The 24242-nt window shown below is 74.2% G+C and carries 22 protein-coding genes; 12 read left to right on the top strand and 10 right to left on the bottom strand.

All coding sequences use genetic code 11. The features are described from left to right. The first annotated feature begins 102 nt into the window (after window positions 1-102). Complete coding sequence (locus AB0F01_RS19210) at window positions 103-513, top strand: hypothetical protein (protein WP_362096828.1); 411 nt, start codon at window positions 103-105, stop codon at window positions 511-513. 344 nt (window positions 514-857) lie between these two features. On the opposite strand, the gene AB0F01_RS19205 is transcribed toward AB0F01_RS19210, so the two are convergent. Beyond that, window positions 858-2528 carry a helix-turn-helix domain-containing protein gene (locus tag AB0F01_RS19205; protein WP_362096825.1) on the bottom strand — a complete coding sequence of 557 codons (1671 nt, stop codon included), beginning with the start codon at window positions 2526-2528 and terminating at the stop codon, window positions 858-860. Window positions 2529-2727: 199 nt separating this feature from the next. Here AB0F01_RS19205 and AB0F01_RS19200 point away from each other — a divergent pair, with 199 nt between their 5' ends. From AB0F01_RS19200 to AB0F01_RS19190, 3 genes are all read left to right on the top strand, one after another. Continuing rightward, window positions 2728-3996, top strand: a complete 1269-nt coding sequence (locus tag AB0F01_RS19200; RefSeq protein ID WP_362096823.1) for an FAD-dependent oxidoreductase — start codon at window positions 2728-2730, stop codon at window positions 3994-3996. 362 nt (window positions 3997-4358) lie between these two features. Next, complete coding sequence (locus tag AB0F01_RS19195) at window positions 4359-5336, top strand: zinc-binding dehydrogenase (protein ID WP_362097197.1); 978 nt, start codon at window positions 4359-4361, stop codon at window positions 5334-5336. Between the two features lie 44 nt (window positions 5337-5380). Then, window positions 5381-5815 carry a PPC domain-containing DNA-binding protein gene (locus AB0F01_RS19190; protein ID WP_362096821.1) on the top strand — a complete coding sequence of 145 codons (435 nt, stop codon included), beginning with the start codon at window positions 5381-5383 and terminating at the stop codon, window positions 5813-5815. A gap of 16 nt (window positions 5816-5831) precedes the next feature. Here AB0F01_RS19190 and AB0F01_RS19185 read toward each other — a convergent pair whose 3' ends face one another. Further along, a complete protein-coding gene (locus tag AB0F01_RS19185) occupies window positions 5832-6350 on the bottom strand; it encodes a MarR family transcriptional regulator (protein ID WP_362096818.1) in 519 nt (172 codons plus the stop codon). Window positions 6351-6469: 119 nt separating this feature from the next. Between AB0F01_RS19185 and AB0F01_RS19180 the strand changes: the two genes are divergently transcribed. After that, window positions 6470-8599, top strand: coding sequence for an MMPL family transporter (locus AB0F01_RS19180; RefSeq protein WP_362096815.1), 2130 nt, complete (start codon window positions 6470-6472; stop codon window positions 8597-8599). Window positions 8600-9061: 462 nt separating this feature from the next. On the opposite strand, the gene AB0F01_RS19175 is transcribed toward AB0F01_RS19180, so the two are convergent. The 4 genes from AB0F01_RS19175 to AB0F01_RS19160 form a co-directional block, all read right to left on the bottom strand. Beyond that, window positions 9062-9862, bottom strand: coding sequence for a thioesterase family protein (locus AB0F01_RS19175; RefSeq protein WP_362096812.1), 801 nt, complete (start codon window positions 9860-9862; stop codon window positions 9062-9064). A gap of 87 nt (window positions 9863-9949) precedes the next feature. Next, window positions 9950-10330: a hypothetical protein gene (locus AB0F01_RS19170; protein ID WP_362096810.1), complete on the bottom strand. Its 381-nt coding sequence runs from the start codon at window positions 10328-10330 to the stop codon at window positions 9950-9952. A gap of 135 nt (window positions 10331-10465) precedes the next feature. After that, window positions 10466-11314 carry an NAD(P)H-binding protein gene (locus tag AB0F01_RS19165; protein WP_362096807.1) on the bottom strand — a complete coding sequence of 283 codons (849 nt, stop codon included), beginning with the start codon at window positions 11312-11314 and terminating at the stop codon, window positions 10466-10468. Window positions 11315-11391: 77 nt separating this feature from the next. Then, a complete protein-coding gene (locus AB0F01_RS19160; protein ID WP_362096805.1) occupies window positions 11392-11517 on the bottom strand; it encodes a hypothetical protein in 126 nt (41 codons plus the stop codon). A 1-nt stretch (window position 11518) separates the two neighbouring features. Between AB0F01_RS19160 and AB0F01_RS19155 the strand changes: the two genes are divergently transcribed. From AB0F01_RS19155 to AB0F01_RS19145, 3 genes are read left to right on the top strand one after another with little or no spacing between them, the layout of a single operon-like run. Then, the gene (locus tag AB0F01_RS19155) at window positions 11519-11944 is read left to right on the top strand and encodes a hypothetical protein (RefSeq protein WP_362096802.1); all 426 of its coding nucleotides are present in this window, start codon (window positions 11519-11521) and stop codon (window positions 11942-11944) included. A gap of 53 nt (window positions 11945-11997) precedes the next feature. Next, window positions 11998-12687 carry a response regulator transcription factor gene (locus tag AB0F01_RS19150; RefSeq protein WP_362096800.1) on the top strand — a complete coding sequence of 230 codons (690 nt, stop codon included), beginning with the start codon at window positions 11998-12000 and terminating at the stop codon, window positions 12685-12687. After that, window positions 12684-13994 carry a HAMP domain-containing sensor histidine kinase gene (locus tag AB0F01_RS19145; RefSeq protein ID WP_362096797.1) on the top strand — a complete coding sequence of 437 codons (1311 nt, stop codon included), beginning with the start codon at window positions 12684-12686 and terminating at the stop codon, window positions 13992-13994. The genes AB0F01_RS19150 and AB0F01_RS19145 overlap by 4 nt, the downstream gene beginning before the upstream one ends. A 9-nt stretch (window positions 13995-14003) precedes the next feature. Here the strand turns inward: AB0F01_RS19145 and AB0F01_RS19140 are convergent, their stop codons facing one another. Further along, a complete protein-coding gene (locus AB0F01_RS19140) occupies window positions 14004-14876 on the bottom strand; it encodes a CAP domain-containing protein (protein ID WP_362096794.1) in 873 nt (290 codons plus the stop codon). Window positions 14877-15116: 240 nt separating this feature from the next. Between AB0F01_RS19140 and AB0F01_RS19135 the strand changes: the two genes are divergently transcribed. Then, window positions 15117-15722 (top strand): DUF998 domain-containing protein, encoded by a 606-nt coding sequence (locus tag AB0F01_RS19135; protein ID WP_362096792.1) that lies wholly within the window; start codon window positions 15117-15119, stop codon window positions 15720-15722. Between the two features lie 9 nt (window positions 15723-15731). On the opposite strand, the gene AB0F01_RS19130 is transcribed toward AB0F01_RS19135, so the two are convergent. Further along, window positions 15732-16646: a YceI family protein gene (locus tag AB0F01_RS19130; RefSeq protein ID WP_362096789.1), complete on the bottom strand. Its 915-nt coding sequence runs from the start codon at window positions 16644-16646 to the stop codon at window positions 15732-15734. A 993-nt stretch (window positions 16647-17639) separates the two neighbouring features. Between AB0F01_RS19130 and AB0F01_RS19125 the strand changes: the two genes are divergently transcribed. Then, complete coding sequence (locus AB0F01_RS19125; protein ID WP_362096788.1) at window positions 17640-18149, top strand: carboxymuconolactone decarboxylase family protein; 510 nt, start codon at window positions 17640-17642, stop codon at window positions 18147-18149. A gap of 130 nt (window positions 18150-18279) precedes the next feature. Then, entirely contained in the window at window positions 18280-20112 is a 1833-nt protein-coding gene (gene nhaA / locus AB0F01_RS19120; protein WP_362097194.1) for a Na+/H+ antiporter NhaA, read from the top strand. A gap of 112 nt (window positions 20113-20224) precedes the next feature. Here nhaA and AB0F01_RS19115 read toward each other — a convergent pair whose 3' ends face one another. After that, entirely contained in the window at window positions 20225-21706 is a 1482-nt protein-coding gene (locus AB0F01_RS19115) for an MFS transporter (RefSeq protein ID WP_362097193.1), read from the bottom strand. A 384-nt stretch (window positions 21707-22090) separates the two neighbouring features. Between AB0F01_RS19115 and AB0F01_RS19110 the strand changes: the two genes are divergently transcribed. Continuing rightward, on the top strand, window positions 22091-22636 hold the full coding sequence (locus AB0F01_RS19110; protein ID WP_362096786.1) for a DoxX family protein: 546 nt from the start codon (window positions 22091-22093) through the stop codon (window positions 22634-22636). A gap of 129 nt (window positions 22637-22765) precedes the next feature. Here AB0F01_RS19110 and AB0F01_RS19105 read toward each other — a convergent pair whose 3' ends face one another. Further along, the gene (locus AB0F01_RS19105; protein ID WP_362096785.1) at window positions 22766-23983 is read right to left on the bottom strand and encodes a 4-hydroxybenzoate 3-monooxygenase; all 1218 of its coding nucleotides are present in this window, start codon (window positions 23981-23983) and stop codon (window positions 22766-22768) included. Window positions 23984-24242 lie beyond the last annotated feature (259 nt).

Below are 24242 nucleotides of genomic sequence, written 5' to 3'. Positions count from 1 at the left end.
GGCCGCGCGGCCGAGGGGGAGGGCTCGGCCGGTGTCGACGGGTGAGGCGCCGTCGGGTGCGGGCGCGGTGTCGCCGGGCTCGGCGTCGGTGCCGCCGTCCGGGTGACGGTCGGCGCCGGTGCGGTGTGTGAGGGCGAGGCGCCCGGTGTGCTGGGGGCGGACCGGGACGGCGCGGTCCCCGGCGTCCGGGGCGAGGCGGGCGCCGGGGTACGGGAGGTGGGGGGCCGGGGTGCGGTGGACGGGGGGCGCGGTGTCGGGGCGGACGAGGCCGTCCGGCGGGGCGGGGTGCCCTCGGGGGTCGTCCGGCGGGGCGGGGTGCCCGGCGAGGCCGGCCGCGCGGTGTCCGGTGTGCCGGGCGTCCGGCCGGCCGTGCGCGACTCCCCCGGCGTGGGCGCGGCCGTCCGGGAGGGCGGCGGCGCGGCCGTGAGCGAGGCGGTCGGAGCCGTCGTCGCCGTTGTCGTCCCGTCCTCCGTGGGCTCTGCCGTACCGGACGTCTCCGGGGGAGACGAGTAGGTCGGCAGTGGGTCCAGCGTCGGCAGGGTCAGATCCGTCGAGGCGGACGGCGTGGGGCTCGGTGTGTCGCCGTCCTGCGAGACCAGCGCCCACACACCGACACCGCCGAGGGCGAGTGCGACGGCGCCGCCCACGATCCACGGGGCACGCCGGGGCGGGCGTCGGTGACGGTTCATGCACCCACTGTGCTACGGGACCGGTCGGAACGCTCCCTCGCCGGCTCCGCCGGAAGGGCGTCGCCCCGCCTCGATGCCGGCGGCCGAGCCCCGGGCCGCCCCCGTGACCCGGCCTCGCGGGGAACGTCCCGTACGAGCCGGGGCCGGCCCGGAACCGTCCGCACCGGATCACCTGACCGGCGGTGCGGACCCCTCACTGGAGCCGTTCTCGTGCGGGGGCATCTGGTCCATCGCCGCGAGCTGCAGCCGCAGCGCCAGCCGGGTCCGGGGGGAGGAGACGTCCACGGGCGCCACCTCCTCCAGCTTGCGCAGCCGGTAGCGCAGGGTGTTGGGGTGGACCCGCAGCACCCGCGCGGCGCTCTGCGGGTCCCCGAAGTGGTCCAGCCAGGCGGCGAGGGTGGCGAGGTAGGGGGTGCCGTGCTCCTCGTCGTGGCCGCGCAGCTCGGCGAGCGGCCCGCCGAGGAGACCGGCGTCGATGCCGACGGCGGCCCGGGCGCGCTCCACGACGACGGTGTCCCAGGCGTCCTCCATCAGCACCGTCCCCGCACCGGTGTCGCGCGGCAGCCGGCCGGTGCCGATCAGCCGGTGCAGCTCGACGGCCTCCGCCCGGGACCGGGGGAGCCGGTCGGGGGCGGACACCGGGGAGCCGGCCGCCGCGAACAGCCCGGGGTCGTGCGCGCGCACCTCGGCCAGGACGTGCCGCAGCCAGCGGAGGCCGCCCGCCTCGGCGGCCGCGGGGGTGCCGCGCCGGGTGCCGTGCCGGTCGGTGACCAGGGCGAGCAGCAGCCCGTCGAGATCCGTGAGCAGCGGCTGGTGCCAGCCGAAGCGGCGGGCGACCGACTCCCACAGGTCCAGCTGCCGGCGGATGTCGCCGGTGCCCTCGGGGGAGCCGAGGGCCACCACCCGCCACGGACCGGCCGGCAGGACCGGCCCCACGTCGGGGCCGGCGTCCGTGCCCGGGCCGCCGGGAGCGAGGGCGGCGCCCTCGCTCAGGGCCGCCCGCAGTTGCCCGGCCGACACCCGGCGGGCGATGCCCGCCTCGGCCCGCAGCCGCAGCAGGTGCAGGGCGATGACGGACGCCACGTCGCCCAACTCCCGGATGCGCTCCGGGGCGACGGGCGACTTGACCACGGCCCAGATGGAGCCCAGCCACTCCCCGCCCGCCCTGACCGGGACGATCAGCCGGGGCAGGGTGCCGTCGGGACCCGCGGGCGTCCACACCGGGTCGGCGGAACGGGCCAGCCTCCGGAACACACCGCTCGCCCGGAAGTGCGTGAGCGTCTCCGGCGGGACCCGTCGCCCCACGATCGTGGAGACCCGCGCCGGGTCGGTGGTGTCCTGCCGGGCCGAGTAGGCGAGCACCCGGGACTGCGCGTCCTCGACCGTCACCGGGGCGTCGATGATCTCGGCCGCCTTGTCGGCCAGGGCGAACAGGTCGTGGTGCGGGCCGGGGGCGCCGAACACCCCGGTGCCGGGCGCGGCGGCATGGTCCAGGACACCCCTCAGCAGCCACACCACGTGCGCCCAGGACGTGTGCGGGCGCAGCTCCACCAGGGCCGGACCCGCCGCCCGCCGGGCGGCGCGGGTCACCCGCGGGTCGGCGGCGACGGGACCCTTCAGCACGACGCCCGCGGCCTGCGCGGCGGCGGCCCGGTCCAGCAGCGCGAGGGCGCCTTCCCGGTCGGTGACCCCGACGCCCAGCACCAGCTCGCCCGGCCGTCCGCCCGCGTCACCGGGCTCGGCGAGGCTGACGTCGTGCACCTCCGCGTCCCCGGCCGCGACGACCGTGCGCAGGAAGCCCGCGCCCAGGGCGTCCACCAGGTCGGTGACGGCGATCATGCCCCGCACCCTGCGGCGACGGCTCGTACGCGTGTGGTCATGCACACATTGTGGCCCACGCGGATGGTGCGCGGAGCACCATCTGCACGCGCTGTCTTGGCCCATCAGCACAAAGACAACGCCCCCGGGCCGGGCCCACCATCGACATAGGCCCCCTGTTTTTTTCCTGTCCCCGGAAGTACGTGAGAAGAGGTTCCGCATGGCCCGCCCTTCCTCGCCCGCATCCAACGGCCCGAGCCGTGTCGCCGTCGTCGGTGCCGGCATGGTCGGCCTCTCCACCGCCTGGTTCCTCCAGGAGCGGGGCGTCGAGGTGACCGTCTACGACCGTGAGGGCGTCGCCGCGGGTTCGTCCTGGGGCAACGCCGGATGGCTGACGCCCGGACTGGCCACGCCGCTGCCGGAACCCGCCGTCCTCACCTACGGCGTGCGCGCCGTGCTCAGCCCGTCGTCCCCGGTCTACGTGCCGCCGAGCGCGAACCCCAGCCTGCTGCGGTTCCTGACCGGCTTCGCCCGCAACAGCACCGCCACCCGGTGGCTGCGCGCCATGCGCGCCCTGGTCCCCATCAACGACCTGTCGCTGTCCAGCTTCGACCTGCTGGCCGATGGCGGTGTCGAGGCCCGCACCCTCGACGCCAAGTCGTTCCTCGCGGCCTACCGCACGGCCGAGGAGCGCACGGTGCTGCTGGAGGAGCTGGAGCAGATCCACGCGGCGGGCCAGAGCATGGAGTTCGACGTGCTCGACGGCGACGAGGCCCGGGGCATCGAGCCGTCCCTGTCCGACGAGGTCGGCGCGGCCATCCGGCTGCACGGCCAGCGTTACATCGACCCGGGCCACTTCGTGCACGCCCTGGCGGACGCCGTCCGCGCCCGGGGCGGGCGGATCGAGGAGCGCACGGAGATCACCGACCTGCACGACACCGGCAGCACCGTCGCGATCCGCACCGCGGACGCCGCGGTCGAGCGCTTCGACTCGGTCGTCCTGGCCACCGGCGCCTGGCTCGGTCGGCATGCCCGGAAGTTCGGCGTCCGCTCCGTGGTCCAGGCGGGCCGCGGCTACAGCTTCAGCGTGCCGATCGAGCACGTCCCGACCGGTCCGGTGTACTTCCCCGCCCAGCGGGTCGCCTGCACCCCGCTCGGAGACCGGCTGCGCGTCGCCGGGATGATGGAGTTCCGCAAGCCGGAGGCCCCGCTGGACTCCCGCCGGATCAACGCCATCGCCGAGGCCGCGCGCCCGCTGCTCCGCGGGGCGGACCTGAACGCCCGCGAGGACGAGTGGGTCGGCTCCCGCCCGTGCACGACCGACGGGCTCCCGCTCATCGGGGCCACCAAGTCGCCCCGGGTCTTCGCCGCGGGCGGCCACGGCATGTGGGGCATCACCCTGGGCCCGGCCACCGGCCTGCTGCTGGCCGAGACCATGGTCACCGGGCGCCGTCCGGCGGAACTCGCGCCGTTCGACCCGCTGCGCTGACCGCCCGTGCCGCGGGGCGGGCGGGGAGGGGCCACGGCCACCGTCCCCCACCCGCCTCGCGGCACACCCCCGCCGACGCGGACCGGTACGCCGCCCACACGGACCGGACTCTCCCGGCGCGGACCGGCACGCCCCCGCCGACGCGGACCGGCACTCCACCGGCGCGTGGACCTGCACGTTTCCGGTGCGCGGGCGGGCATGCCGCCGACGCGGACCTGCACGCTTCCGTCGCGCGGACCGACACGCTCCCCGCGCGGACCGGCGCGCGCCCCGACACGGCCCCACGGGACCGGGCGAGGGCGCTGACGGTCCGTAGCATGACGCCCATGACGCCCATGAGGACCGGCACCGTCCCCGGCCTGATGAAGGCCGCCTACATCGACGCCGTCGGCCCGGCCGACGCGATCCGCCACCGGGACCTCCCCGTACCGTCGTACGGCCCCACCGACGTCCTCGTCCGGGTGCGCGCCGTCGCCGTCAACCCGGTGGACACCTTCGTGCGGTCCGGTGCCTACGCCACCCCCGTCCCCTTCCCGTTCGTCGTCGGCCGTGATCTGGTCGGGGAGGTCGCCGCGGCCGGGCCGGGCGCCGTCGGGTTCGCCCCCGGCGATCCGGTGTGGTGCAACAGCCTGGGGCACGCGGGCCGGCAGGGAGCCGCGGCCCAGTACGCCACCGTCGCCGCCGACCGGCTCTACCCGGTCCCGCCCGGTGTCGACGAGGAGCAGTTGGTGGCCGCCGCCCACCCCGCGGCCTCGGCCTGGCTGGCCTTGTTCCGGCACGGCGGCCTGACCTGGGGGGACACCGTCTACATCGGCGGCGCGGCCGGCAATGTCGGCGGTGCCGCCGTCGCCCTGGCCGCCGCGGCAGGGGCGCGCGTGCTGTGCACCGCACGGGCCGAGGACGTCCCGGCGGTCCGCGCGCTGGGCGCCGCCGAGGTCCTCGACTACCGGGCGCCGGACCTGACCGCGCGGCTGCGCCGGGCCGCGCCCGACGGCGTCGACCTCCACCTCGACACGTCCGGGCACGGGGCGCTGGCCGACTCCGTAAGCCTGCTGGCCCACGGCGGGCGCATGGTCGTGATGGTGGGACTCGGCGGGGGGCCGGGCGAGCTGTCACCGGGCAGCCTCTACACCAAGGACGCGAGCATCGTGGGGTTCGCCATCAGCAACGCCTCGACGGGCGACCTCGCGGCGGCGGCCCGGGCGGTCGGGCGCCTGCTGCGCGAGTCGCCGTGGCGCCCGCGCATCGCGGGCTGGCTGCCGCTGTCGGAGGCGGCCGAGGCCCACCGCCGGCTGGAGGCCGGAGCGGTCCGCGGCCGACTGGTCCTCACCGTTCATTGACCGTCCGCCGCTTGTCCGGGACACCGCCGGGTACCCGGCGGTGCATGCAGTGGCAACAGGTGCAGCAGGGACCGTCGGCGGTGTACGTGGTGGTGCTCGACCCGGGCGAGGACGCCGTCCGCGCCCTCACCGACTTCGCCCGGGAACGGTCCCTGGGCGCCTCCCAGATCACCGCCGTGGGCGCCTTCTCGGAGGCGGTCGTCGGCTGGTTCGACCGGGAGGCCATGGACTACCGGCCCATCCCGGTCGACGAACAGTGCGAGGTGCTGTCGCTCATCGGTGACGTCGCCGTCGGCGACGACGGACCGGCGCCGCACCTGCACGCCGTGCTCGGCCTGTCCGACGGCTCCACCCGGGGCGGCCACCTGCTGTCGGGCCGTGTCTGGCCGACGCTGGAGGTCATCGTCCGGGACAGCCCCGCCGAGCTGGCCAAGACCCACCACCCCGAGCTGGGCCTCGCCCTGATCGACCTCGGCTGAGCGGGGACGGGGCGTGTCAGCCGGCCGGGGCGGGGGGCGCGGGGGCCTCGCGCAGGCGGGACAGTTCGTGGTTCATCTCCGCGAGGAAGCGGACGACCACCAGCAGCTCGTCCCGGGTGAAGCGGCCCCGCGCGGTGTCGGTGCTGAGGGCCAGCGGCCGGAAGAACTCCCGCGCGACCTCCCGGGCGGCGTCCGCGTAGTGCAGGTGCACCACGCGGCGGTCCTCGGCGGCCCGGACGCGCCGTATGTGTCCGGCCTTCTCCAGACGGTCGACGCAGGCGGTCATCGCGCCCGACGTCAGGTTCAGGTGCTTGCGCAAGCGGCCGGGTGTCATCGGGCCGAGCGCCGGATCGTCGTCCAGGATCGCGATCAGCGCCCGCATGTCGGTCAGGTGCAGGTCCTGGGCCTGCGCGAACTCCTCGGTGACACGGTTCAGCTCGCCGTTCATCCGGCGCAGAAGAACCGCGAAGGACTGCAACCCTGTGGGGTCGTCCTGGGGAACAGAAGGCGAGGGGGTGCTGACCGGGCCGCTCATGGGCCCAGTATATATTTGCTCGACCATCGAGATACTTGACCATCGAGTCAATTCCTCGATTCTTTCTCCCTTCTCATGTCCCCGTCCCGTGTGTCGTCCGCAGCATCCGAAGGAGTCCGATGAGAACCGCACCGCGCTGGGCCCGGTGGGCCGTACCACTCGTCCTGCTGGTGGTGTGGCTGGGTGTGGGCGGCACCCTCGGGCCGTACGCGGGCAAGCTGGGCGAGGTCGCCACCAACGACCAGTCGACGTTCCTGCCCGAGAGCGCCGAGTCCACGCAGGTCCTGGAGGCCCGTGAGGCGTTCGACCAGTCCGGTACGCAGCCCGCCATCGTGGTCTGGACGGCGGACGGCGAACGGATCACCAAGGACCAGCAGACCGCGGCCACCGAAGCCGTCGCCGGACTCGCCGGGCAGCCGGGTGTCGTCGAACGCCCGTCGCCCGCCTTCGTCTCCGACGACGGCCTGGCCCTGCAGGCGGTCGTCCAACTGGAGACCGACCTCGGCGACGAACTGCCCGAAGTCCTGGAGGACGTGCGCGCGGCCGCCGGGGACGTCCCCGGCACCACGGCACAGATCGCCGGCCCCGCCGCCAGCCAGGCCGACCTCTCGGACGCCTTCGCCGGCATCGACGGACTGCTGCTGGGCGTGGCCCTGAGCGCCGTCCTGCTGATCCTCCTGCTCGTCTACCGCAGCGTCCTGCTGCCCCTCGTCATCATCCTCGGCTCGGTGTTCGCCCTGGCGCTGGCGTGCGCGGTGGTCTACGTCCTCGCCGACCGGGACGTCGTCATGGTCGACGGCCAGGTCCAGGGGATCCTCTCCATCCTGGTGATCGGCGCCGCCACCGACTACGCCCTGCTGCTGGCCGCGCGCTTCCGCGAGGAGCTGGCGGTGCGGGGCGACAAGGTGACAGCCGCCCTCGTCGCGGTGCGCCGCTCCTTCGGAGCGATCACCGCCAGCGCCGCCACCGTGGCCCTCGGCCTGCTCGCGCTGCTCGCCAGCGACCTCACCAACACCCGCGCCCTCGGGCCCGTGGGGGCCATCGGCATCGCCTGCGCCGTGCTGTCGACGCTGACCTTCCTGCCCGCCGTGCTGGCCCTGCTCGGGCGGGCCGCCTACTGGCCGTCCCGGCCTAAGGCGCCCGACACGGACGAGGACGGCAAGGGCATCTGGCACCGAGTCGCCGCGACCGTGGACCGCCGTCCGCGCCGCACCTGGGTCGTCACCGCGCTCGGCCTGGCCCTGCTCGCGGGCTTCTCCTCCACCCTGACCGCCAAGGGCGTGCCGCTGGACGAGATCTTCGTCAACGACGCCCCCTCGGTCTCCGCCCAGAAGACGCTCGCCGAGCACTACCCGGGCGGCTCGGGCAACCCCGCCGTCGTCATCGCGGACGCCGACCGCGCCGCCGAGGTGACGGCCGCCGCCGAGGACACGAAGGGCGTGGCGTCGGCCGCCCCCGTCTCCGAGTCGGGACGGCCGGGAGCCGGCGAACCGCTCGTCGTCGACGGCCGGGTCCGCATCGACGTCACCCTGAGCGACTCCGCCGACAGCGACGCCGCCAAGGACACCGTCCAGCGGCTGCGGGACGCGGTGCACGCCGTGCCCGACGCCGACGCTCTGGTCGGCGGCTACACCGCCCAGCAGTACGACACCCAGCAGACCGCCTCCCGCGACCGCATGGTCATCGTGCCCGTCGTGCTCGGCATCATCCTGCTGATCCTGGTCGCCCTGCTGCGGTCCCTGCTCGTCCCGGTGCTCCTGGTGGCGACGGTCGCGCTGAACTACCTGGCGACCCTCGGCGTCGCGGTCCTCGTCTTCGAGCACCTGCTCGGCATCAGCGGCATGGACGCCTCGGTCCCCCTGTACGGCTTCGTGTTCCTGGTCGCCCTGGGCGTGGACTACAACATCTTCCTGATGTCCCGGGTGCGGGAGGAGGCGAAGACGCTCGGCTCCCGGCGGGGCGTCCTGCGCGGCCTCACCACGACCGGCGGGGTGATCACCTCGGCCGGTGTCGTGCTCGCCGCCACTTTCGCCGCGCTCATGGTGATCCCGCTGGTGTTCCTGGTGCAGCTGGCGTTCATCGTCGCCTTCGGCGTCCTGCTCGACACCCTCATCGTCCGGTCCCTGCTGGTGCCCGCGCTGGTCATCGACATCGGCCCCCGCGCCTGGTGGCCCAGCCCCCTGGCCCGCGGCGAAACCGGCACCCCCGCGGCCGACACCGCCGAGGCGAAGGCCGGGGACCGGGCCTGAGGGCGCTGCCCCGCATCCGGTCGTCCGCACCACCGGAGCAGCCGGTCAGGAGCGCGGGCGGAGCCGGTCCGGCGTAGCCCGGGAGCGGCCGGCCGGGATCGATCCCAGAGGGCCCCGGCGAGGCGGGACGACGAGTCCCGCCTCGCCCCCGCCAGAGCCCGGGTACCGGACTCGACCCGGGCCGGGCAGCCGTGCGCGGCAAGAACTCGCCCCGCGGATCACCGCGTCCAGTTCCACACGGCAGGGACGGGGACGACCGTGTCGTTCGAGCCGTTCGGTGGCGCTCGGCGCCCCTCCGGGTGCTCCGAAGGCCGCATCCCCGCCTCCGCACGGCCGCCCGGCCCCTGGCGGAACCACGACCTCCGGGACGGCCCCCGGCGGCGGCCGGCCCCTCGCGGGTGCCCGGCACGGGGGCGCGGCGTCCACTCCGTGCTGGGCACCGCTCCCGTGCCGGGCACCGCCCTACGATCCCGCGGCGCCGGGCACCGGCCGGACGGTGAGGATCTGCTGCGCGTGCCCGACCGGCCCCTCGACGTCATGGAGGACGGTACTGGTGATGCCGTGCCCGGCGGGGCCGAAGGCGACGGTGGTGTCGAGTCCTGTCCAGCGCCCCGTCGGCTGCCGGTGGAGGTGGATCGTGAGGTCCACGTTGGGGAACATCCAGGCGGTCGGCGGCTGCCGGACCGCGATGCCGTTGGCGGTGTCGACCAGCGCCACGAACGACGCCAGTGCGCCGACGCGCTGCCCGGCGACGAGATCGAGGCCGGTGGAGAGCCAGGCCGTGCCGCGCCCCGGCTGCGGTGGTGCCACCGGCCGCACGTCGAGGGAGGCCACGTACCCGCCCGGCCACACGGAACCCATGGGCCAGGGTTCGAGGCCCTCGGGGGCGGGGAGCCGGCCGTCGGGACCTCCGGCGACGGCGGCCGTGTCGTGCGGTGCCAGGAGCCAGGCACGGGCCCGCACCACGGGCCGGCCGGCGATGGTCACCACCGCTTCGAGCAGTTCTATCGTGCGGCCGGGCCGGATCGACTCCACCCGGACCTCGCACTCGTCCAGAGCCAGCCGGCCCAGGATGTCGTAACTGATGCGCGCCAGGGGCAGCGTCCGCTCCTCACGCCCTTCCAGAAACCGGTCGATCGCGTGGACGATCAGCCCGCCGAGCGGGCTGAAGTGCAGCTCGTCGGTGTCCCACGCACCGCTCGCGTGCGCGGTCGGCTTGTAGCGGTGCTCGTCGATGGCCTCGTAGTAACTGCCGCGGTACAACGGTCGGTCCTCGTGCTTCGGTCGGCGGTCGGCGGATGCCGGTGTCCGACGACCGTACCCGCGCCGATCAGCCGGGCGGCAGGCCGGTCAGAGCCCGTCGAGTTCGGTGAGCAGGCCGGCGTCGCGCATGCCGGGCAGCGCGTACCCCTCGTCCTCGTCCCAGTCGACGTCCAGGTCGTCCAGGTGCACGTGCCACGCCGCGCCGGGCAGGGCGCGGCGGAGTTCGGTGACGGAGTCCAGCACGTGGGCGATCACCGGCAGTACGAGCTCCGGGGCGCGCGGCAGCTTGGTGGAACCGGCCAGCACCTGCTCGGCCGCGTCGCCCCCGCCCTCGTAGAGGTGCAGACCCTCCTCGCCGGGATGCGGGAAGGAGGCGTGCCGGGCCGCGGCGATCCGGCCGACGGCGGCCGTCTCGGCATCCGTCAGGGGTTCGTCCCGCCGGGCGCTGTAGTAGAGGGAGACGCTCATGGCACGAGCGTATCGACGGCCTCCGACAGCGGCCCGGCGGCAGGGGCGCCGCCGCGCTCACCCGGGGCCCCGGCGGGCGCGGGTCCCGGGAGACGGAGCGGACAAAGCGGACGGCGGCCGGGGAGGGGACGGCGGTCAGGGAGCGGTGGCGCGGGTGAACGCCGCGGCGTGCTCGGCCGCCCACTGCGCGAAGGTGCGGGCCGGCCGCCCGGTGACCTTCTCGACCGTGTCGAGGGCCGTGCGGCCGGCCTCCGGGGTGTTGCCGTACATCTCCAGCAGGAAGCCGATCACCTCCTCGGGCTGCCCCGCGGCCCGCCACCGTGCGACGGCCTCCTCCTCGGTCAGCTCCACCAGGGCGATCTCCCGGCCGCGGGCGGCGGCGATCGCCGCGACCTTGTCCCGCACGGTCAGGTTCTCGGGTCCGGTGATCACGTACTCCTGGCGCGCATGACCCTCCTCGGTGAGGGCGGCCGCGGCGACGGCACCGATGTCCGCCTCGTGCACCATGGCGCTCAGCCGGGAGACGAACGGCTCACTCACCTCGTCCGCCCGCACGATGTCCTCCGCCCACTCCAGGGCGTTGGCCATGAACTCGACGGGCATCAGCACGGTCCAGTCCACCGCCTCGTCGGCGCGGACGGCGTCCTCCAGCGGGGTCGGCCCGCCGCCGTTCAGCACGGTCACCCGGCGCACCCCGGCGGCGCGGGCCGCGGCGAGGATCCGCGGGCCGGTCTCCAGCGGGGCGAACCCGCCACCGTCGAAGGTGATCAGGTGCAGGCCGGTGACGCCCTCCAGGGCGGGGACCAGGGTGTCGGGTTCGGTCAGGTCGCCCCCGACCACCTCCACGCCCACCGGGAGGGCGGCGCGGGACGGGTCCCGGGTCAGGGCCCGCACCGCGTGGCCGCGGTCGAGCAGTCCGGCGACGAGTTCACGGCCGACGGTGCCGGTGGCGCCGGTGACAAGGATCTTCTGCGTGTGGGTCATGGGACGACCGTAGGAAGCCTTGCGGCCGACTGCTGTCCGCGATCACCGGCACGAGCGCGGAGGAGGTGCGGCCGGGGTCAGAACGAGGCCTCGCGCACACTCACCCGGTCCGGGGAGCCGGCCGTCGCGGTGACCTCGGAGCGCCGGCGCGGGCCGGAGAACGTCACGGTCAGCGCCTGCGGGGAGTCCTGCCGCGTACTCACCGTGAACCCCTGGTTCGGCACGGCGGAGATCAGGCACGCCCGGCCCCCGCCGAAGCGCACGGTCGCCTTCCCGCCCTGCGCGGGCACCGTGTGCACCCCGGACCCGGGCCCCGCACACCCCGGGTCGCCGCCGCCGGTGTCCGACGGCCGGGGCGCCGGGCTGGACGCCGGGGCCCGCGTCGGACTCGGCTCGGGCGCGGCCTCGGCCGTGCGGGTCGGGGAAGGGCTCGGCCTCCGGGTGCTGGGCGACGCACTGGGGGAGGGGGCGGCGCTGCGCGGCGGGGCGGACCGGGTGGCCGCGGGCAGCTCCTCCGGCGCCGACTGGGCGACCGGCGCCGTCGGCCGGGTGGAGCCCACGACGAAGGAGATGGTGACGATGACGGCGGTCACACTGGCTGCCGTGCAGGACAGCCATATCAGCAGGTAGCGCAGGAGGCGGGGCACGACACCATAGTGACGGACCCGCTAACGTTTCCGCCCATGGCCTCCGTACTGGTCGTCGAGGACGACGCCGTCATCCGGGCCGCGCTGATCGAGGTCCTCAGCGGACACGGCCACGCCGTGAAGACCGCCAACCAGGGCTTCGAGGCGCTGCGCGAGATCACCCAGAGCCCGCCGGACATCGTCGTGCTCGATCTCGGGCTGCCCGATCTCGACGGCCTCGACGTGCTCCGCATGATCCGCGGGATATCCCGCGTGCCCGTTCTCGTCGCCACCGCCCGCGACGACGACACCGAGATCATCCGGCTGCTCAACGCCGGCGCCGACGACTACATGGTCAAACCGTTCTCCGGCGGCCAGCTCCTGGCCCGGCTGGGCGCGGTGCTGCGCCGTTCGGCGCCCGCCGACGTCCCTGCCCCGCGGCAGCCGGTGCTGCACATCGGGGACCTGCACATCGACCCCACCGCGCGCACGGCGCACCTGGCGGGCCGGGAACTGCCCCTGACCCGCCGCGAGTTCGACCTGCTCGCCTACCTGGCCGCGCACGCCGACCAGGTCGTGTCGCGGCGGCGCATCCTCACCGAGGTGTGGCAGCAGCCGTACCTCGAGGAGCAGACGGTCGACGTCCACCTGTCCGCGCTGCGCCGCAAGCTGGGCGAGAAGGCCCGCCAGCCGCGCTACCTGCGGACCGTGCGCGGCATCGGCATCAAGCTGGTCGGCACGCCGTGAGACGCGCCCTCGCCGGGATCGCCCTCGCCGTCACGTCGATGGTGGCCCTGTCCTTCCTGATACCCCTCGCCCTGCTCGTCCGGGAGCAGGCCCGCGACCAGGCCACCACCGTCGCCGAGCAGCGGGCGGCGGCCCTGTCCCCGGTGCTGGCCCTCACCACCCGGCGCGCCGACGTGGAGCAGGCCCTCGGCGAGATCGGCTCCCCGGACCGGCTCGCCGTACGGCTGCCCGACGGCGACGTGGTCGGTCGGTCGCACGCCCCCCGCAGCGCCCTGGACCGTGCGGTGGAGGACCGGCAGACGCTGGCCCTGGACACCGAGGACGGCTGGAGCTACCTGCAGCCCGTCGTCCTGCGGGGCGACCGGGTCGCGGTCGTGGAGTCCTGGGTGCCCGCCGCCGACCTCAGCCGGGGCGTCGCCGCGTCCTGGGGAGTCATGGCGCTGCTGGCCCTCGGACTGGTCGGCGGTTCCGTCCTGGTCGCCGACCGGCTGGGTGCCCGGGTGGTCCGCTCCTCGCGCAGCCTGAAGAAGGCATCGCTCGCCCTCGGCTCGGGCGACCTCGACGTCCGGGTCGAGCCGGACGGGCCGCCCGAGCTGCAGGAGGCCGGGGCCGCGTTCAACACCATGGCCGACCGGGTCGTCGACCTGCTCGCCGTCGAGCGCGAGCTCGTCGCCGACCTCTCCCACCGCCTGCGCACGCCGCTCACCGCACTGTGCCTGGAGGCGGACCGGATGGGCCCCACCCCGAGCGCCCGCCGGATCGCCGAGGCCGCCGCCCAGCTGGAGAGCGAACTCGACGCGGTGATCACGGCGGCCCGCGCACCGCTGGCCGTGTCGCAGCCGGGCGGTGCGGCCCACGACCCGGCGCGACCCTGCGACGTGTCGGAGGTGGTCGCCGTGCGCCTGGACTTCTGGGCCGTGCTGGCCACCCAGCAGGACCGGGCCTGGGAACGCTACTTCACTCCGCGCCCGACGCCCGTCCGCTTCTCGCCGGACGACCTGGCGGCCGTGGTCGACGCCCTGATCGGGAACGTCTTCCGGCACACGCCGGTCGGGACCGCTTTCGCCGTCCGGGTGGAGCGGGCCGACCACCAGGTGCTGCTCACCGTCGACGACGCCGGTCCGGGGGTCGCCGACCCGGAGGCGGCGCTGACGCGCGGGGTCAGCGTCGGCGGCTCCACGGGGCTTGGCCTGGACATCGTGGCCCGCGCCGCCCGGGCGGCCGACGGGGAACTGACGATCACCCGTGCGCCGATGGGCGGCGCACGGGTGCGGGTGTCCTTCTCGCTGGCCCCGGAGCGGGGCTGAGCGGGACCGTCAGCGGCTCGCGCCGAAGTTCTGGGTCCACCAGGGGCCGCCGTCACCGAAGTGGACGCCGACGCCTATCTCCTTGAAGGAGCAGTTGAGGATGTTGGCGCGGTGGCCGGGGCTGTTCATCCAGGCCTTCATCACCGACGCGGCGTCGGCCTGCCCCCGGGCTATGTTCTCGCCCAGCGTCGACCACCGGTAGCCCGCGGCCTCGACCCGGCTGGCCATGGTGGAGCCGTCGGGGCCGGTGTGGGACATCACGCCGCTCGCGGCCATGACGTCGCTGTAGTCGTCCGCCGCGCGGGTCAGCTGGGCGTTGGCCTTCAGCGGGGAACAGCCGGCCGAGGCGCGCTCCTTGTTGACCAGCGTGATCACCTGCGACTCGGTGCTCCCGTCGGAGCTGCCGGAACCCCCCGAGCCACCGGAACCGCCCGACCCGCCCGACCCGCCGGATCCCGACCCGCCCGAGCCCGACCCGGAACCGCTCCCCGAGCGGCTGCCGCCCGCCTGGGCGGCGGGACGCTCGGGGGCCTTCGCGGCCGCCGTCGGGGTCGCGGTGCGGGAGGGGCTCGCCGACGCCTTCGTCTTCTTCTCGTCCTTGTCCTTCTTCTTGCCGGGGGACGGGTCGGCGCTGGGACTGGCGCTGTCGGAGGGCGAGGCGGAGGGGGTCGCCTCCCCGGCCGAGGGCGCGTCCTCGACCGTGCTCGCGGCCACCCGGTCCGAGGCCCCGCCGTCACCGCTGTCGTCCCCGATCCCGGAGAGGGCGAAGCCGACCCCGGCGGTCAGGACGGCGGCACCGAGCACCAGGGTGGTGTTGCGCGTCCGGTGACCGCCGGAGCGGGCGTGGGAGCGGGACGGGCGGGAGGCTCGGCGGGAACCCATACGTGAGACACCTCGGTCGGTCGGTCGGAGGGAGACCCGGTGGGCGCGACCGCACCCACCGGGACTGTGGGGGGTGCTGCGAGCGTAGGGGGCGGAGGACGGGATTCCGTCGTTCGAAGGTCAACTTCAAGAAGCCTTAAGAAAACCGCCAAGGTCTGCTGAGGTGGGCGGCCCGCAGGCGCCCGGACCGGCCGCCCGGAGGTCCGACGAACGACGTTTTGTCTGCTTTACCGTGTTCCGGTGCGACCTGTGCCCAAGTGGACCCTGATCTCGTCGGGATGTGCGCCCCTCGTGCTGGCCGGCGGCTGGGCGGTCGCGGGGCGCCTGGAAGGACCCGCCTACGATCCGGCGACCCAGACCATCAGCGTGCTGGCGTCCGACGGGGCGGCCGGGTCGTGGGTGATGACGGCGGCGCTGCTGGCCCTGGGCGTCTGCCACCTGCTGACGGCGTGGGGCCTGCGCGCCGCGGCGTCGGCCGGGCGGGCGGCGCTGGCCTGTGGGGGAGTGGCGGCGGTGGTGGTGGCCATGGTGCCGGCCCCGAGCAGCGGCGGCTCGCTCCACCACGGCTCGGCCGTCGTGGCCGGCTTCACCCTCCTCGCCGTGTGGCCGGTGCTGGCCGCCGACCGCACCCGCACGGCACCGTGGCCGCTGTGGCCCGCCGTCTCCCTCGCCGTGACGCTGCTGATGGGGGCCGGGGCGCTCTGGTTCCTGTTCGAGATGGACGCCGACGGCGCCGCCGGGGTGGCCGAACGCGTGGTGACGTCCCTGCAGTCGGTGTGGCCCTTCGTGGTCTGTGCCGCGTGCGTCCACCGCGCCAGGGCTCCGTACCGCGCCACGGCGTCCTGACGGCGAGGACTACTCCGGGGGCGTCGGCGTGTCGTGGGTCCGGTACATGGCCTGGACGTCCAGTTCCAGCTGGACCGTGGGGCCCACCACCGCGATCCCGCGGGCCAGCATGGACCGCCAGTTCAGCGTGAAGTCCTCGCGGTGCAGTTCCGCCCGGGCCAGGGCCGCGCAGCGCAGTTCCTGTCCGTAACCGCCGTTGACCGTGCCGAGGTAGGTGGTGTCGAGACCGACCGAGCGGCTGGTGCCGTGCATGGTGAGCGTGCCGTGCAGGGTCCACTTCGAGCCGCCGTGGTACGCGAAGCGGCTGCTGACGAAGTCGATGTACGGGTAGCGCTCGACGTCGAGGAAGTCGGCGGAGCGCAGGTGATTGTCCCGGGTGCGGTTGCCGGTGGCGATGCTGGCGGCGTCGATGCGCACCGAGACCTGCGAGTCGGCCATGTCCGGGGCCACCCGGATGCCGCCCTGGAACCGCGTGAACCGCCCGTGCACGTGGGCCATGCCGACGTGCTGGGCGATGAAGCGGATCGCGGTGTGCGGGGGATCGAACAGCCAGGTCCCGGCGGACGGCAGCTCCAGCCGCCGGGCGGGCACGAGCTGTACGCGGGCCGGGGCGGGTGTGTGCCCGGCGTGTATCTCGACGGTCCGGCGGTCCGGGGAGAGTCCTTCGGCCGAGGTCAGCACGCTGTACGTGCCGGGCGGCAGGGCCGCCAGGAACAGGCCGTAAGGATCGGTGGTGCCCCGGGCGGCGACCCGGTGGGTGTCCAGGGCGGTCACGGTCACCTCGGCGCCGCCCACGGGCTGCTCCATGCCGTCGACGACCGCGCAGCCGAAACCACCGGCCCCCGCCGGCAGGAGGGCGGAGAGGTCCGGTGCCGAGCCGGAGGCGCCGTGGTCGCGCCGTCGCCGCAGCAGTCCGAGGACCATGCTGTTCACACCTTTCGTCACACGTGTCACCGGCGCGCGAGCGTGCGGCGCCACTGTTCGCGGTTGCCAAGAGTCGTCGACAGGGAAGGGGGCGCACGCGGGTTGCAACCTGGTGTCGCCTGTTCCTGATGTGATCATAAAGCCGCCGACACGGAGCAGATCACCCCGCATCGGCACCGTGGAACGGCGGGTCGCGATGGCAGGTCGCTCCCTTCGTGGGGAGATGTCCGGTTGTGGCATGGTTTCCGGCTCGTCGGACGGGCGGTGGTTTGCGTTCCTGTATCGGCAAAGTGTGAGCGGCGTGACGTTCGGTTCACGCCGGCCCCACGGGTTCCGCACCTGGTCGGAGGAGTGGGCGGGGCGGTGAGGGCTACTCGTGCCTCCGCCCGCGCGAAGGGTCGCGGAGGTGCGGTAAACACTGTCTTTGCTTGCTCTTGACCTGCGTATAGGGTGGCGAACAGATGGACGAGCGCCCTTGCGGTGATCGTCCGTCCCCGTGCTCCCTCGTTCCCCCTTCTTCCGACCGGGCGGGACGAGATGTTTGGCACAGTATGAGGAGAGGTTGTGCGGGGGATGTGTCCCCCGGGGGCCGTGGTGGACGCAAGGGTGGAGGTGTCGTGTGATGAACGGACCGGTCAGTACGGAGGTCATTCCCGCGGACCACGCCCGCACCGGCCACCCGTGCCCGGGCCGCGACGTGACCGCCGTCGGCCGGCACACCCGCGTCGACGCCCCGCGGGCCCGTACGGACAACCCCCTCCGTCCGGACCGCCGCGCCCTCCGCCCGCGGTGCTCGGCCCTGCCCGCCCGTCGCTCCGCGCCCGGCCGGGGCTCCTGCCCCACCGGCACCGGCGAACCTGACCCCGGTCCCGACCTGCACGCCTGCCCCGGCACCGTCCTCCGCCCCGGCCGCGGTCGTCCGGCCCGTCCCGCTTCCCCCGTGCCTCCGGCCACCGCCGCGGGCCCGGCCCGGCACCACCGGGCGGGGGAGAAATGAGCGGCCCTCCGCCCGGCGGCCGGATCGCGATCGACCGGCAGCACCCGGAGCTGTACCGGGCGCAGGTCGAGGTCGCCAAAGCCGTCCGTCGCGCCGCCCGCGAGGCCGGGCTGGACCGGACCCTGGTCGAACTCGTCAACATCCGCGCCTCCCAGCTCAACGGCTGCGCCTCCTGCCTCGACGTCCACGTGAGGGCCGCGCTGCGGACAGGGGAGACGTCCCAGCGCATCGCCGTCCTGCCGGCCTGGCGCGACACGGACCTCTTCACCCCGGCCGAGCGCGCCGCACTCGTCCTGACCGAGAGCCTCACCACCCTCCCGGACCCGCGCGTCCAGGACCAGGACCACGCCGAGGCCGCCCGGCACCTCACACCGGAGCAACTCTCGGCCGTGATCTGGATCGTGATCACCATCAACGCCTTCAACCGGGTGTCGATCGCGAGTCGCCACCCCGTGCACGAACGGGCGGCCGTGAGCCCGCCCGCAGTCAGTCCGCACAACCCCTAGAAAGGGCACGCATGACCTCCAGCGTCCGCCTCGACCCAGAACAGCGTCTGCGCGAGACCTCCTGGCGGCGCCCGTGAGCGAGGTGACAGACCGCCGTCGGCCCAAGAGCCAGACCACGGCCAAGCGGCGCATGCTGGGGGCCCAGCTGGCGGGCCGGGCACGCAACTTCCTGACGACCGAGGCGGGCAGTGTCGGCCTGCTGCTGGCCGCCGTCGTGATCGCCCTGATCTGGGCGAACTCACCCTGGTCCGACGCGTACACCTCGCTCTGGTCGACGGAGGCGTCCATCTCCGTCGGCGGCGCCGACCTGTCCATGAACCTGGGCCACTGGGTCAGTGACGGCCTGATGGCGGTGTTCTTCTTCGTCATCGGCCTGGAGGTCCGCTACGAGGTCTCCGTCGGTGTGCTGAACAGCCGACAGCGCATCATCATCCCCGCCATGGCGGGCATCGGCGGCATGCTGATCCCCGTCCTGCTGTACCTGGCGGTCTCCCCCGGCGGCGAGGCCGCCAAGGGCTGGGGCATCGTCATCGGCACGGACACCGCCTTCATGCTGGGCGCGCTCGCCATCGTCGGGCCGCGGTTGTCCACCCAGCTGCGCGTCTTCCTGCTGGCCATCACCGTCATCGACGACATCGTGGCCGTCACCGTCATCGGCTTCGTCTACTCCGGGTCGGTGGGCTACGGACCGCTGCTGATCGCGCTCGCCCTCTGCGTCCTCCTGTCGAGCCTGACCCGGCTGGGGGTCTGGCGCGCGGCACCGTACGTGATCGTCGTGCTCGTCCTGTGGGTGGCCACCTACGAGGGCGGTCTGCACGCCTCCATCGCGGGCATGATCGGTGGTCTGCTCATCCCCGCCCAGGCGCCCGCGCGTCACGCGGTGGAACGGGCGGCCAGGCTGTTCCGCGCCTTCCGGCAGTCGCCGCGGGCCGATGTGGGCATGACCGCCCGTCGAGGGCTGAAGCAGGCCGTCTCGGTCAACGAGCGCCTGCAGACGGTGCTGCACCCCTGGAGCAGCTACTTCATCGTCCCGGTGTTCGCACTCGCCAGCGCGGGCGTGGACCTGCGGGACGGTGTCCTGGCCGACGCCCTGTCCTCCTGGGTCACCTGGGCCGTCGTCATCGGTCTGGTGCTCGGCAAGCTCCTGGGCGTCAGCGGCGGTGCGCTGCTGGGCACCCGGCTCGGCCTCGGCAGTCTGCCGCGCGGTGTCGGCGAGGGCCAGGTGATGGGCGGCGGCGTCCTGTCCGGCATCGGCTTCACCGTCTCCCTGCTGATCGCCCAGCTCGCCTTCGCGGACAACGAGGAACTGCGCGCCGAGGCCACGGTCGGCATCCTGCTCGCGGCCGTGTTCGCCACCCTCCTCGGCTGGGTGGCCTTCCGTCTCGCCGCCGTCCTGCGCGGAGAGACGGAGGCCGACCTGCCGCGCTTCCTCGACGCACCCGTCGACCCGGAGACGGACCACATCTCCGGCCCGGTGGACGCCCCGCTGACCCTGGTCGAGTACGGCGACTACGAGTGCCCGTTCTGCGCGCACGCCACGGGTGTGCTGCAGGAGCTGAGGGACCGCTTCGGCGACCGGCTGCGGTACGTCTACCGGCACCTCCCGCTGCCCGACGTGCACGAGCACTCCGAGCTCGCCGCCCGGGCCGCCGTCGCCGCCGACCGGCAGGGACGCTTCTGGGACATGCACGACCTGCTGTTCGCGCACCGGGAGCACCTGGAGTTCGACGACGTCGTCGGGTACGCGGGCGACCTGGGACTGGACATCGAGAAGTTCCTGGACGACCTGGACGACGAGTCGACGGCCGAGCGAGTGCGGCAGGACGTCGCGAGCGCGGAGGCCAGCGGTGCCACCGGCGCCCCGACGTTCTTCATCGGCAACCGCCGGCACACCGGACCGTACGACGCCGCTACCCTCGCCCGGGAGCTGGAGGCGTCCGACACCGGCGCGGTGACGTCGTGACGGCCGTCGGCTAGCCGACAGGGCTCCGCGGTCCGCGCGCCCCCCGCCCACCGGGGAGACAGCGCGCGGGCGGCACCGGCCGACGGGCCCGGCCGGGTGTGGACACCACGTCTCACACCTGGCCGGGCCCGTCGCCTCCCCGCAGGCGTTGCAGGTCGGACGGCCGGACCTGGATGGCCACGACGGCGATCAGTGCGGCGAGCACGGCGAAGACCCCCGCCGTGACGAAGGCGGCCGACACCCCGGCGGTGAGCACCTGGTCGGACCAGGGCGGCGGCAGCTCCCCGGTGCGACGGAAGCGCAGGATCTCCGCCGGGTCGGCCTGCTGGAGGAAACGCGGGATCTGCCGGTCGGCCTCGTTGGCGCTGGCGGTACCGGACATCGTGACCAGGATGGACAACCCGAGGGAACCGCCCACCTGCTGGGTGGCGTTCAGCAGGCCGGAGGCGGCGCCGGTCTCGGCGGTGCGGACGTTGGACAGCGCCATCAGCGTCAGCGAGACGAAGTTCATGCCCATGCCGAGGCTGAAGACCAGCATCGGCCCCAGGACGCTGCCCGCGTAGGTCGAGTGGATGTCGGTCAGGGTCAGCCAGCCCAGCCCGGCCGCCGCCAGGAGACCGCCCAGGACCATGAAGGGCTTCGGCCCGTACACGGGCAGGAACCGTGACGCCAGACCGGCGCCGATCGCGATGACGGCACTGACCGGCAGGAACGCCAGCCCGGCCTGCAGGGGACTGAAGCCGAGCACGTTCTGCACGAAGAGGGTCAGGAAGAAGAACATGCCGAACATCGCCGCGGCCAGGCACAGCATGATGCCGTACGTGCCCGCGCGGTTGCGGTCGGCGAACATGTGCAGCGGGGTGATCGGCTGCCGGGAGCGCCTCTCCACCTGGACGAACAGCAGCAGCAGGACCACGGCCACGCCGAACGAGGCCAGTGTGAGCGGGTCCCGCCAACCGTCCTGCGCGGCCCGGATGAACCCGTAGACGAGCAGGACCATGCCCGCCGTGGAGGTGAGGGCACCGGTGAGGTCGAAGCGCCCCGGACGGCGTTCGGACTCCCTGATCCAGCGGGGCGCCGCGAGCACGATGAGCAGCCCGATCGGGACGTTGACGAACAGCACCCAGCGCCAGTTCAGCCACTCCACGAGGACGCCACCGGCCAGCAGGCCGATCGCCCCGCCGCCCGCCGACACCGCGGCGAACACCCCGAAGGCGCGGTTGCGCTCGGGGCCCTCCCGGAAGGTCGTGCTGATCAGGGCGAGGGACGTGGGCGAGGCGATGGCACCTCCGACGCCCTGAAGGGCACGCGCGGCGAGCAACTGCCAGGGGCTCTGCGCGAGTCCGCCCAGCAGCGACGCCAGCACGAAGAGCAGCACACCGATCATGAACACCCGTCGTCGGCCGAGGATGTCCCCGGCGCGTCCGCCGAGCAGGAGCAGTCCGCCGAAGGTGAGCGTGTAGGCGCTGACCACCCACGACAGGCTGGTCGTGGAGAAGTCCAACGACGTCTGGATGTGCGGCAGCGCGATGTTCACGATGGTGATGTCCAGCACCACCATCAACTGGCACGAGGCGATGACCAGCAGGGCCATCGCGCTTCCGCCACCGCCGGTGCGCCGGGCGGTGGTGTCAGCGGAGGCCGACCGTGGACCCTGGGTCACGACGGGCCTCCCGTTCGAGAAGCCACCCGACGAACGTACGCCCGGCCTTCGTTGGTCACCACTTGGCGGGACCGCCCCGGCCGTCCGCTGTCGGCGCGCACGCCACCGCGCGTCCTCCTCGGCCGGTTTTCTCGGGTGCGGGGAGGCGTGACCGGCGGATGAAGGTTCCGTGAGAGAGCCCACGGAGGAATTGTTGAACTTTCACGCGTCGGTTAGGGTCGTCGTCGTCTTCGCTTGAAGGTTCAAGTGACGGGCCCGGTACCCCGGGCCTCCGTCCGTCCTGTTCGTCCCCCTCCCCGGAAGGGCCCCCACACCATGACGTCCACGCTCGACCGCCCCCGTACCTCCGCCCCGGCCGGCACCGCGAGTCCGGCCGCCCGCCCCTACGACGCGGGACTGCTGGTCCTGCGCCTGGCGCTCGGCCTCACGATGGCCGCGCACGGCGCCCAGAAGCTGTTCGGCTGGTTCGGCGGCGGCGGACTCGAGGGCACCGGCCAGTTCTTCACGATGAGCGGCTATCCGGCGGGCGAGACCATGGCCATGGTCGCCGGCCTCACCGAGACCCTCGGCGGACTCGCCCTCGCCGTCGGCCTGCTCACCCCGCTCGCCGGGGCGGCCGTGCTCGGCACCATGATCAATGCCATGGCCGTCAAGTGGGGCGGCGGCTTCTTCGCCCCCGACGGCGTCGAGTACGAACTGCTGCTGGCCGCGGGCGCCGCCGCACTGACCCTGACCGGCCCCGGCCGCTACGCAGCCGACCGCTTCCTGCCGGGCCTGCGGGCCCACGGCCTGCTGCGCGGAGCGGCCGCCGTCCTGCTGGGCGTGGTGACCGCCGGGGTGGTGCTGCTCGTCCGCAACTGAGCCGGTCGTGCGCCCCTGAGCCGGGCGCTGTGACCGAGCCGGTCGTCCGCGACCGAGCCGGCGCAGCCCGCGCACCGGGCCCCCGCCCCGCCCGCCGCACCGCGCGGTGAGCGGGGCGGCACCGTGGGCTCAGCGCTCCCGGGGCCACCCGGTGTACCCCTCGGCGAGGTAGGCGGATCCCGCGGCGGAACCGGTGAGCGCGGCCAGTTCCCCCTCCTGCCTCCGCACGTCGAAGGGCGTCGCGTCGGGCGGGGTGTGCAGCATCGTGGTCATCCAGTACGAGAAGTGCTGGGCCCGCCAGACCCGGCGCAGCGCACGCTCGCTGTACGCGGCCAGCGGGGCGGTGCTCCCGTGCGTGACGGCCCGTTCCAGTTCCTCGGCCAGAACGCGGGCGTCGGCGAGCGCCAGGTTGAGGCCCTTGGCGCCGGTCGGCGGCACCGTGTGCGCGGCGTCGCCGGCCAGCACCAGCCGGCCGTGGTGCATCGGCTCCTGGACGAAACTGCGGAACGGCAGCACGGACCGGGCGGTGATCGGCCCCTCCTTCAGCCGGTGGCCGTTGGCGCCGACCCGCTCCTGCAGCTCCGTCCAGATCCGGTCGTCGGACCAGTCGGCGACGTTCTCGGCGGGGTCGCACTGGAAGTACATCCGCTGCACGGTGTCGGTGCGTTGGCTGATCAGGGCGAAACCGCGCGGTGAGTGGCTGTAGATCAGCTCCGGCGCACTGGGCGGGGCCTCGGCGAGGATGCCGAACCAGGCGTAGGGGTAGGCGCGGGCGAACCGCGTGCGCCGTGCCTCGGGCACCTGAGACCGACACGGGCCGCGCGAGCCGTCGGCGCCGACCACGAAGTCCGCGCGCACGGCGTGACGGGTGCCGTCCGCGTCCGTGAACCGCAGCACCGGCGTGTCGGAGAGCAGCTCGTCGACCGCCACGTCCCGGACCCCGAACCGCACGTCCCCGCCGTCGCGTTCACGGGCGTCGGCCAGGTCGGCGAACACGTCGGTCTGCGGGTAGAGCAGGGTCGAGGCACCGACGAGGGCCTGGAAATCGATGCGGTGACCGCCCCCGCCGAAGGCCAGGACGATGCCGTCGTGACGCGCTCCGTCCCGGTGCACGCGGTCGGAGACACCGCTGTCGGCGAGGAGGTCGACGGAGCGCTGTTCGAGGATCCCGGCTCGTGGCGTGTGCTCGATCTCGTGGCGGGTGCGCACGTCCACGGCGACGGAGTCGATCCCGGCGCGGGCCAGCAGGTGGGAGAGCATGAGCCCGGCGGGTCCGGCTCCGACCACGGCTATCCGGGTACGGCTGCGGACCGGTGAGGAGGACGCGGACGACGGGGAGAAGGCCATGGGCCGCATTGTCGGGCCGGCGCGCCCGGCACCGCGACCACTTCGGCACGTCCGGCCGGTACCGGTGCGGTCGGTGTCCGTCCGGCCGGTCCCGGTGCGGTCGGTATACGGCCGGTGCCGGTGCCGGTGCCGGTACCGGTCCGGCCCGTACCGGGAACGCCCGGTCCGCTCCCGGTACGGCCTCGGTCCCGGCCTTCGTCCCGGCCCTCCGGCCTCGGTCCCGGCGCTCAGGCCCTGGGCGAGCCGATCAGCGCATCAC

Source organism: Streptomyces sp. NPDC029526 (genome assembly GCF_040637405.1).
In the GTDB taxonomy this organism is placed as follows: Bacteria; Actinomycetota; Actinomycetes; order Streptomycetales; family Streptomycetaceae; genus Streptomyces.
This window is presented reverse-complemented; position numbering and strand designations above follow the sequence as displayed.

Bases quoted from the DNA above. Each gene is read 5' to 3' on its own strand.
- AB0F01_RS19205 (WP_362096825.1), bottom strand. From the start codon at position 2,528: ATGATCGCCGTCACCGACCTGGTGGACGCCCTGGGCGCGGGCTTCCTG.
- AB0F01_RS19200 (WP_362096823.1), top strand. From the start codon at position 2,728: ATGGCCCGCCCTTCCTCGCCCGCATCCAACGGCCCGAGCCGTGTCGCC.
- AB0F01_RS19195 (WP_362097197.1), top strand. From the start codon at position 4,359: ATGAAGGCCGCCTACATCGACGCCGTCGGCCCGGCCGACGCGATCCGC.
- AB0F01_RS19190 (WP_362096821.1), top strand. From the start codon at position 5,381: ATGCAGTGGCAACAGGTGCAGCAGGGACCGTCGGCGGTGTACGTGGTG.
- AB0F01_RS19185 (WP_362096818.1), bottom strand. From the start codon at position 6,350: ATGAGCGGCCCGGTCAGCACCCCCTCGCCTTCTGTTCCCCAGGACGAC.
- AB0F01_RS19180 (WP_362096815.1), top strand. From the start codon at position 6,470: ATGAGAACCGCACCGCGCTGGGCCCGGTGGGCCGTACCACTCGTCCTG.
- AB0F01_RS19170 (WP_362096810.1), bottom strand. From the start codon at position 10,330: ATGAGCGTCTCCCTCTACTACAGCGCCCGGCGGGACGAACCCCTGACG.
- AB0F01_RS19165 (WP_362096807.1), bottom strand. From the start codon at position 11,314: ATGACCCACACGCAGAAGATCCTTGTCACCGGCGCCACCGGCACCGTC.
- AB0F01_RS19150 (WP_362096800.1), top strand. From the start codon at position 11,998: ATGGCCTCCGTACTGGTCGTCGAGGACGACGCCGTCATCCGGGCCGCG.
- AB0F01_RS19140 (WP_362096794.1), bottom strand. From the start codon at position 14,876: ATGGGTTCCCGCCGAGCCTCCCGCCCGTCCCGCTCCCACGCCCGCTCC.
- AB0F01_RS19130 (WP_362096789.1), bottom strand. From the start codon at position 16,646: ATGGTCCTCGGACTGCTGCGGCGACGGCGCGACCACGGCGCCTCCGGC.
- AB0F01_RS19125 (WP_362096788.1), top strand. From the start codon at position 17,640: ATGAGCGGCCCTCCGCCCGGCGGCCGGATCGCGATCGACCGGCAGCAC.
- nhaA (WP_362097194.1), top strand. From the start codon at position 18,280: ATGCTGGGGGCCCAGCTGGCGGGCCGGGCACGCAACTTCCTGACGACC.
- AB0F01_RS19115 (WP_362097193.1), bottom strand. From the start codon at position 21,706: ATGGCCCTGCTGGTCATCGCCTCGTGCCAGTTGATGGTGGTGCTGGAC.
- AB0F01_RS19110 (WP_362096786.1), top strand. From the start codon at position 22,091: ATGACGTCCACGCTCGACCGCCCCCGTACCTCCGCCCCGGCCGGCACC.
- AB0F01_RS19105 (WP_362096785.1), bottom strand. From the start codon at position 23,983: ATGGCCTTCTCCCCGTCGTCCGCGTCCTCCTCACCGGTCCGCAGCCGT.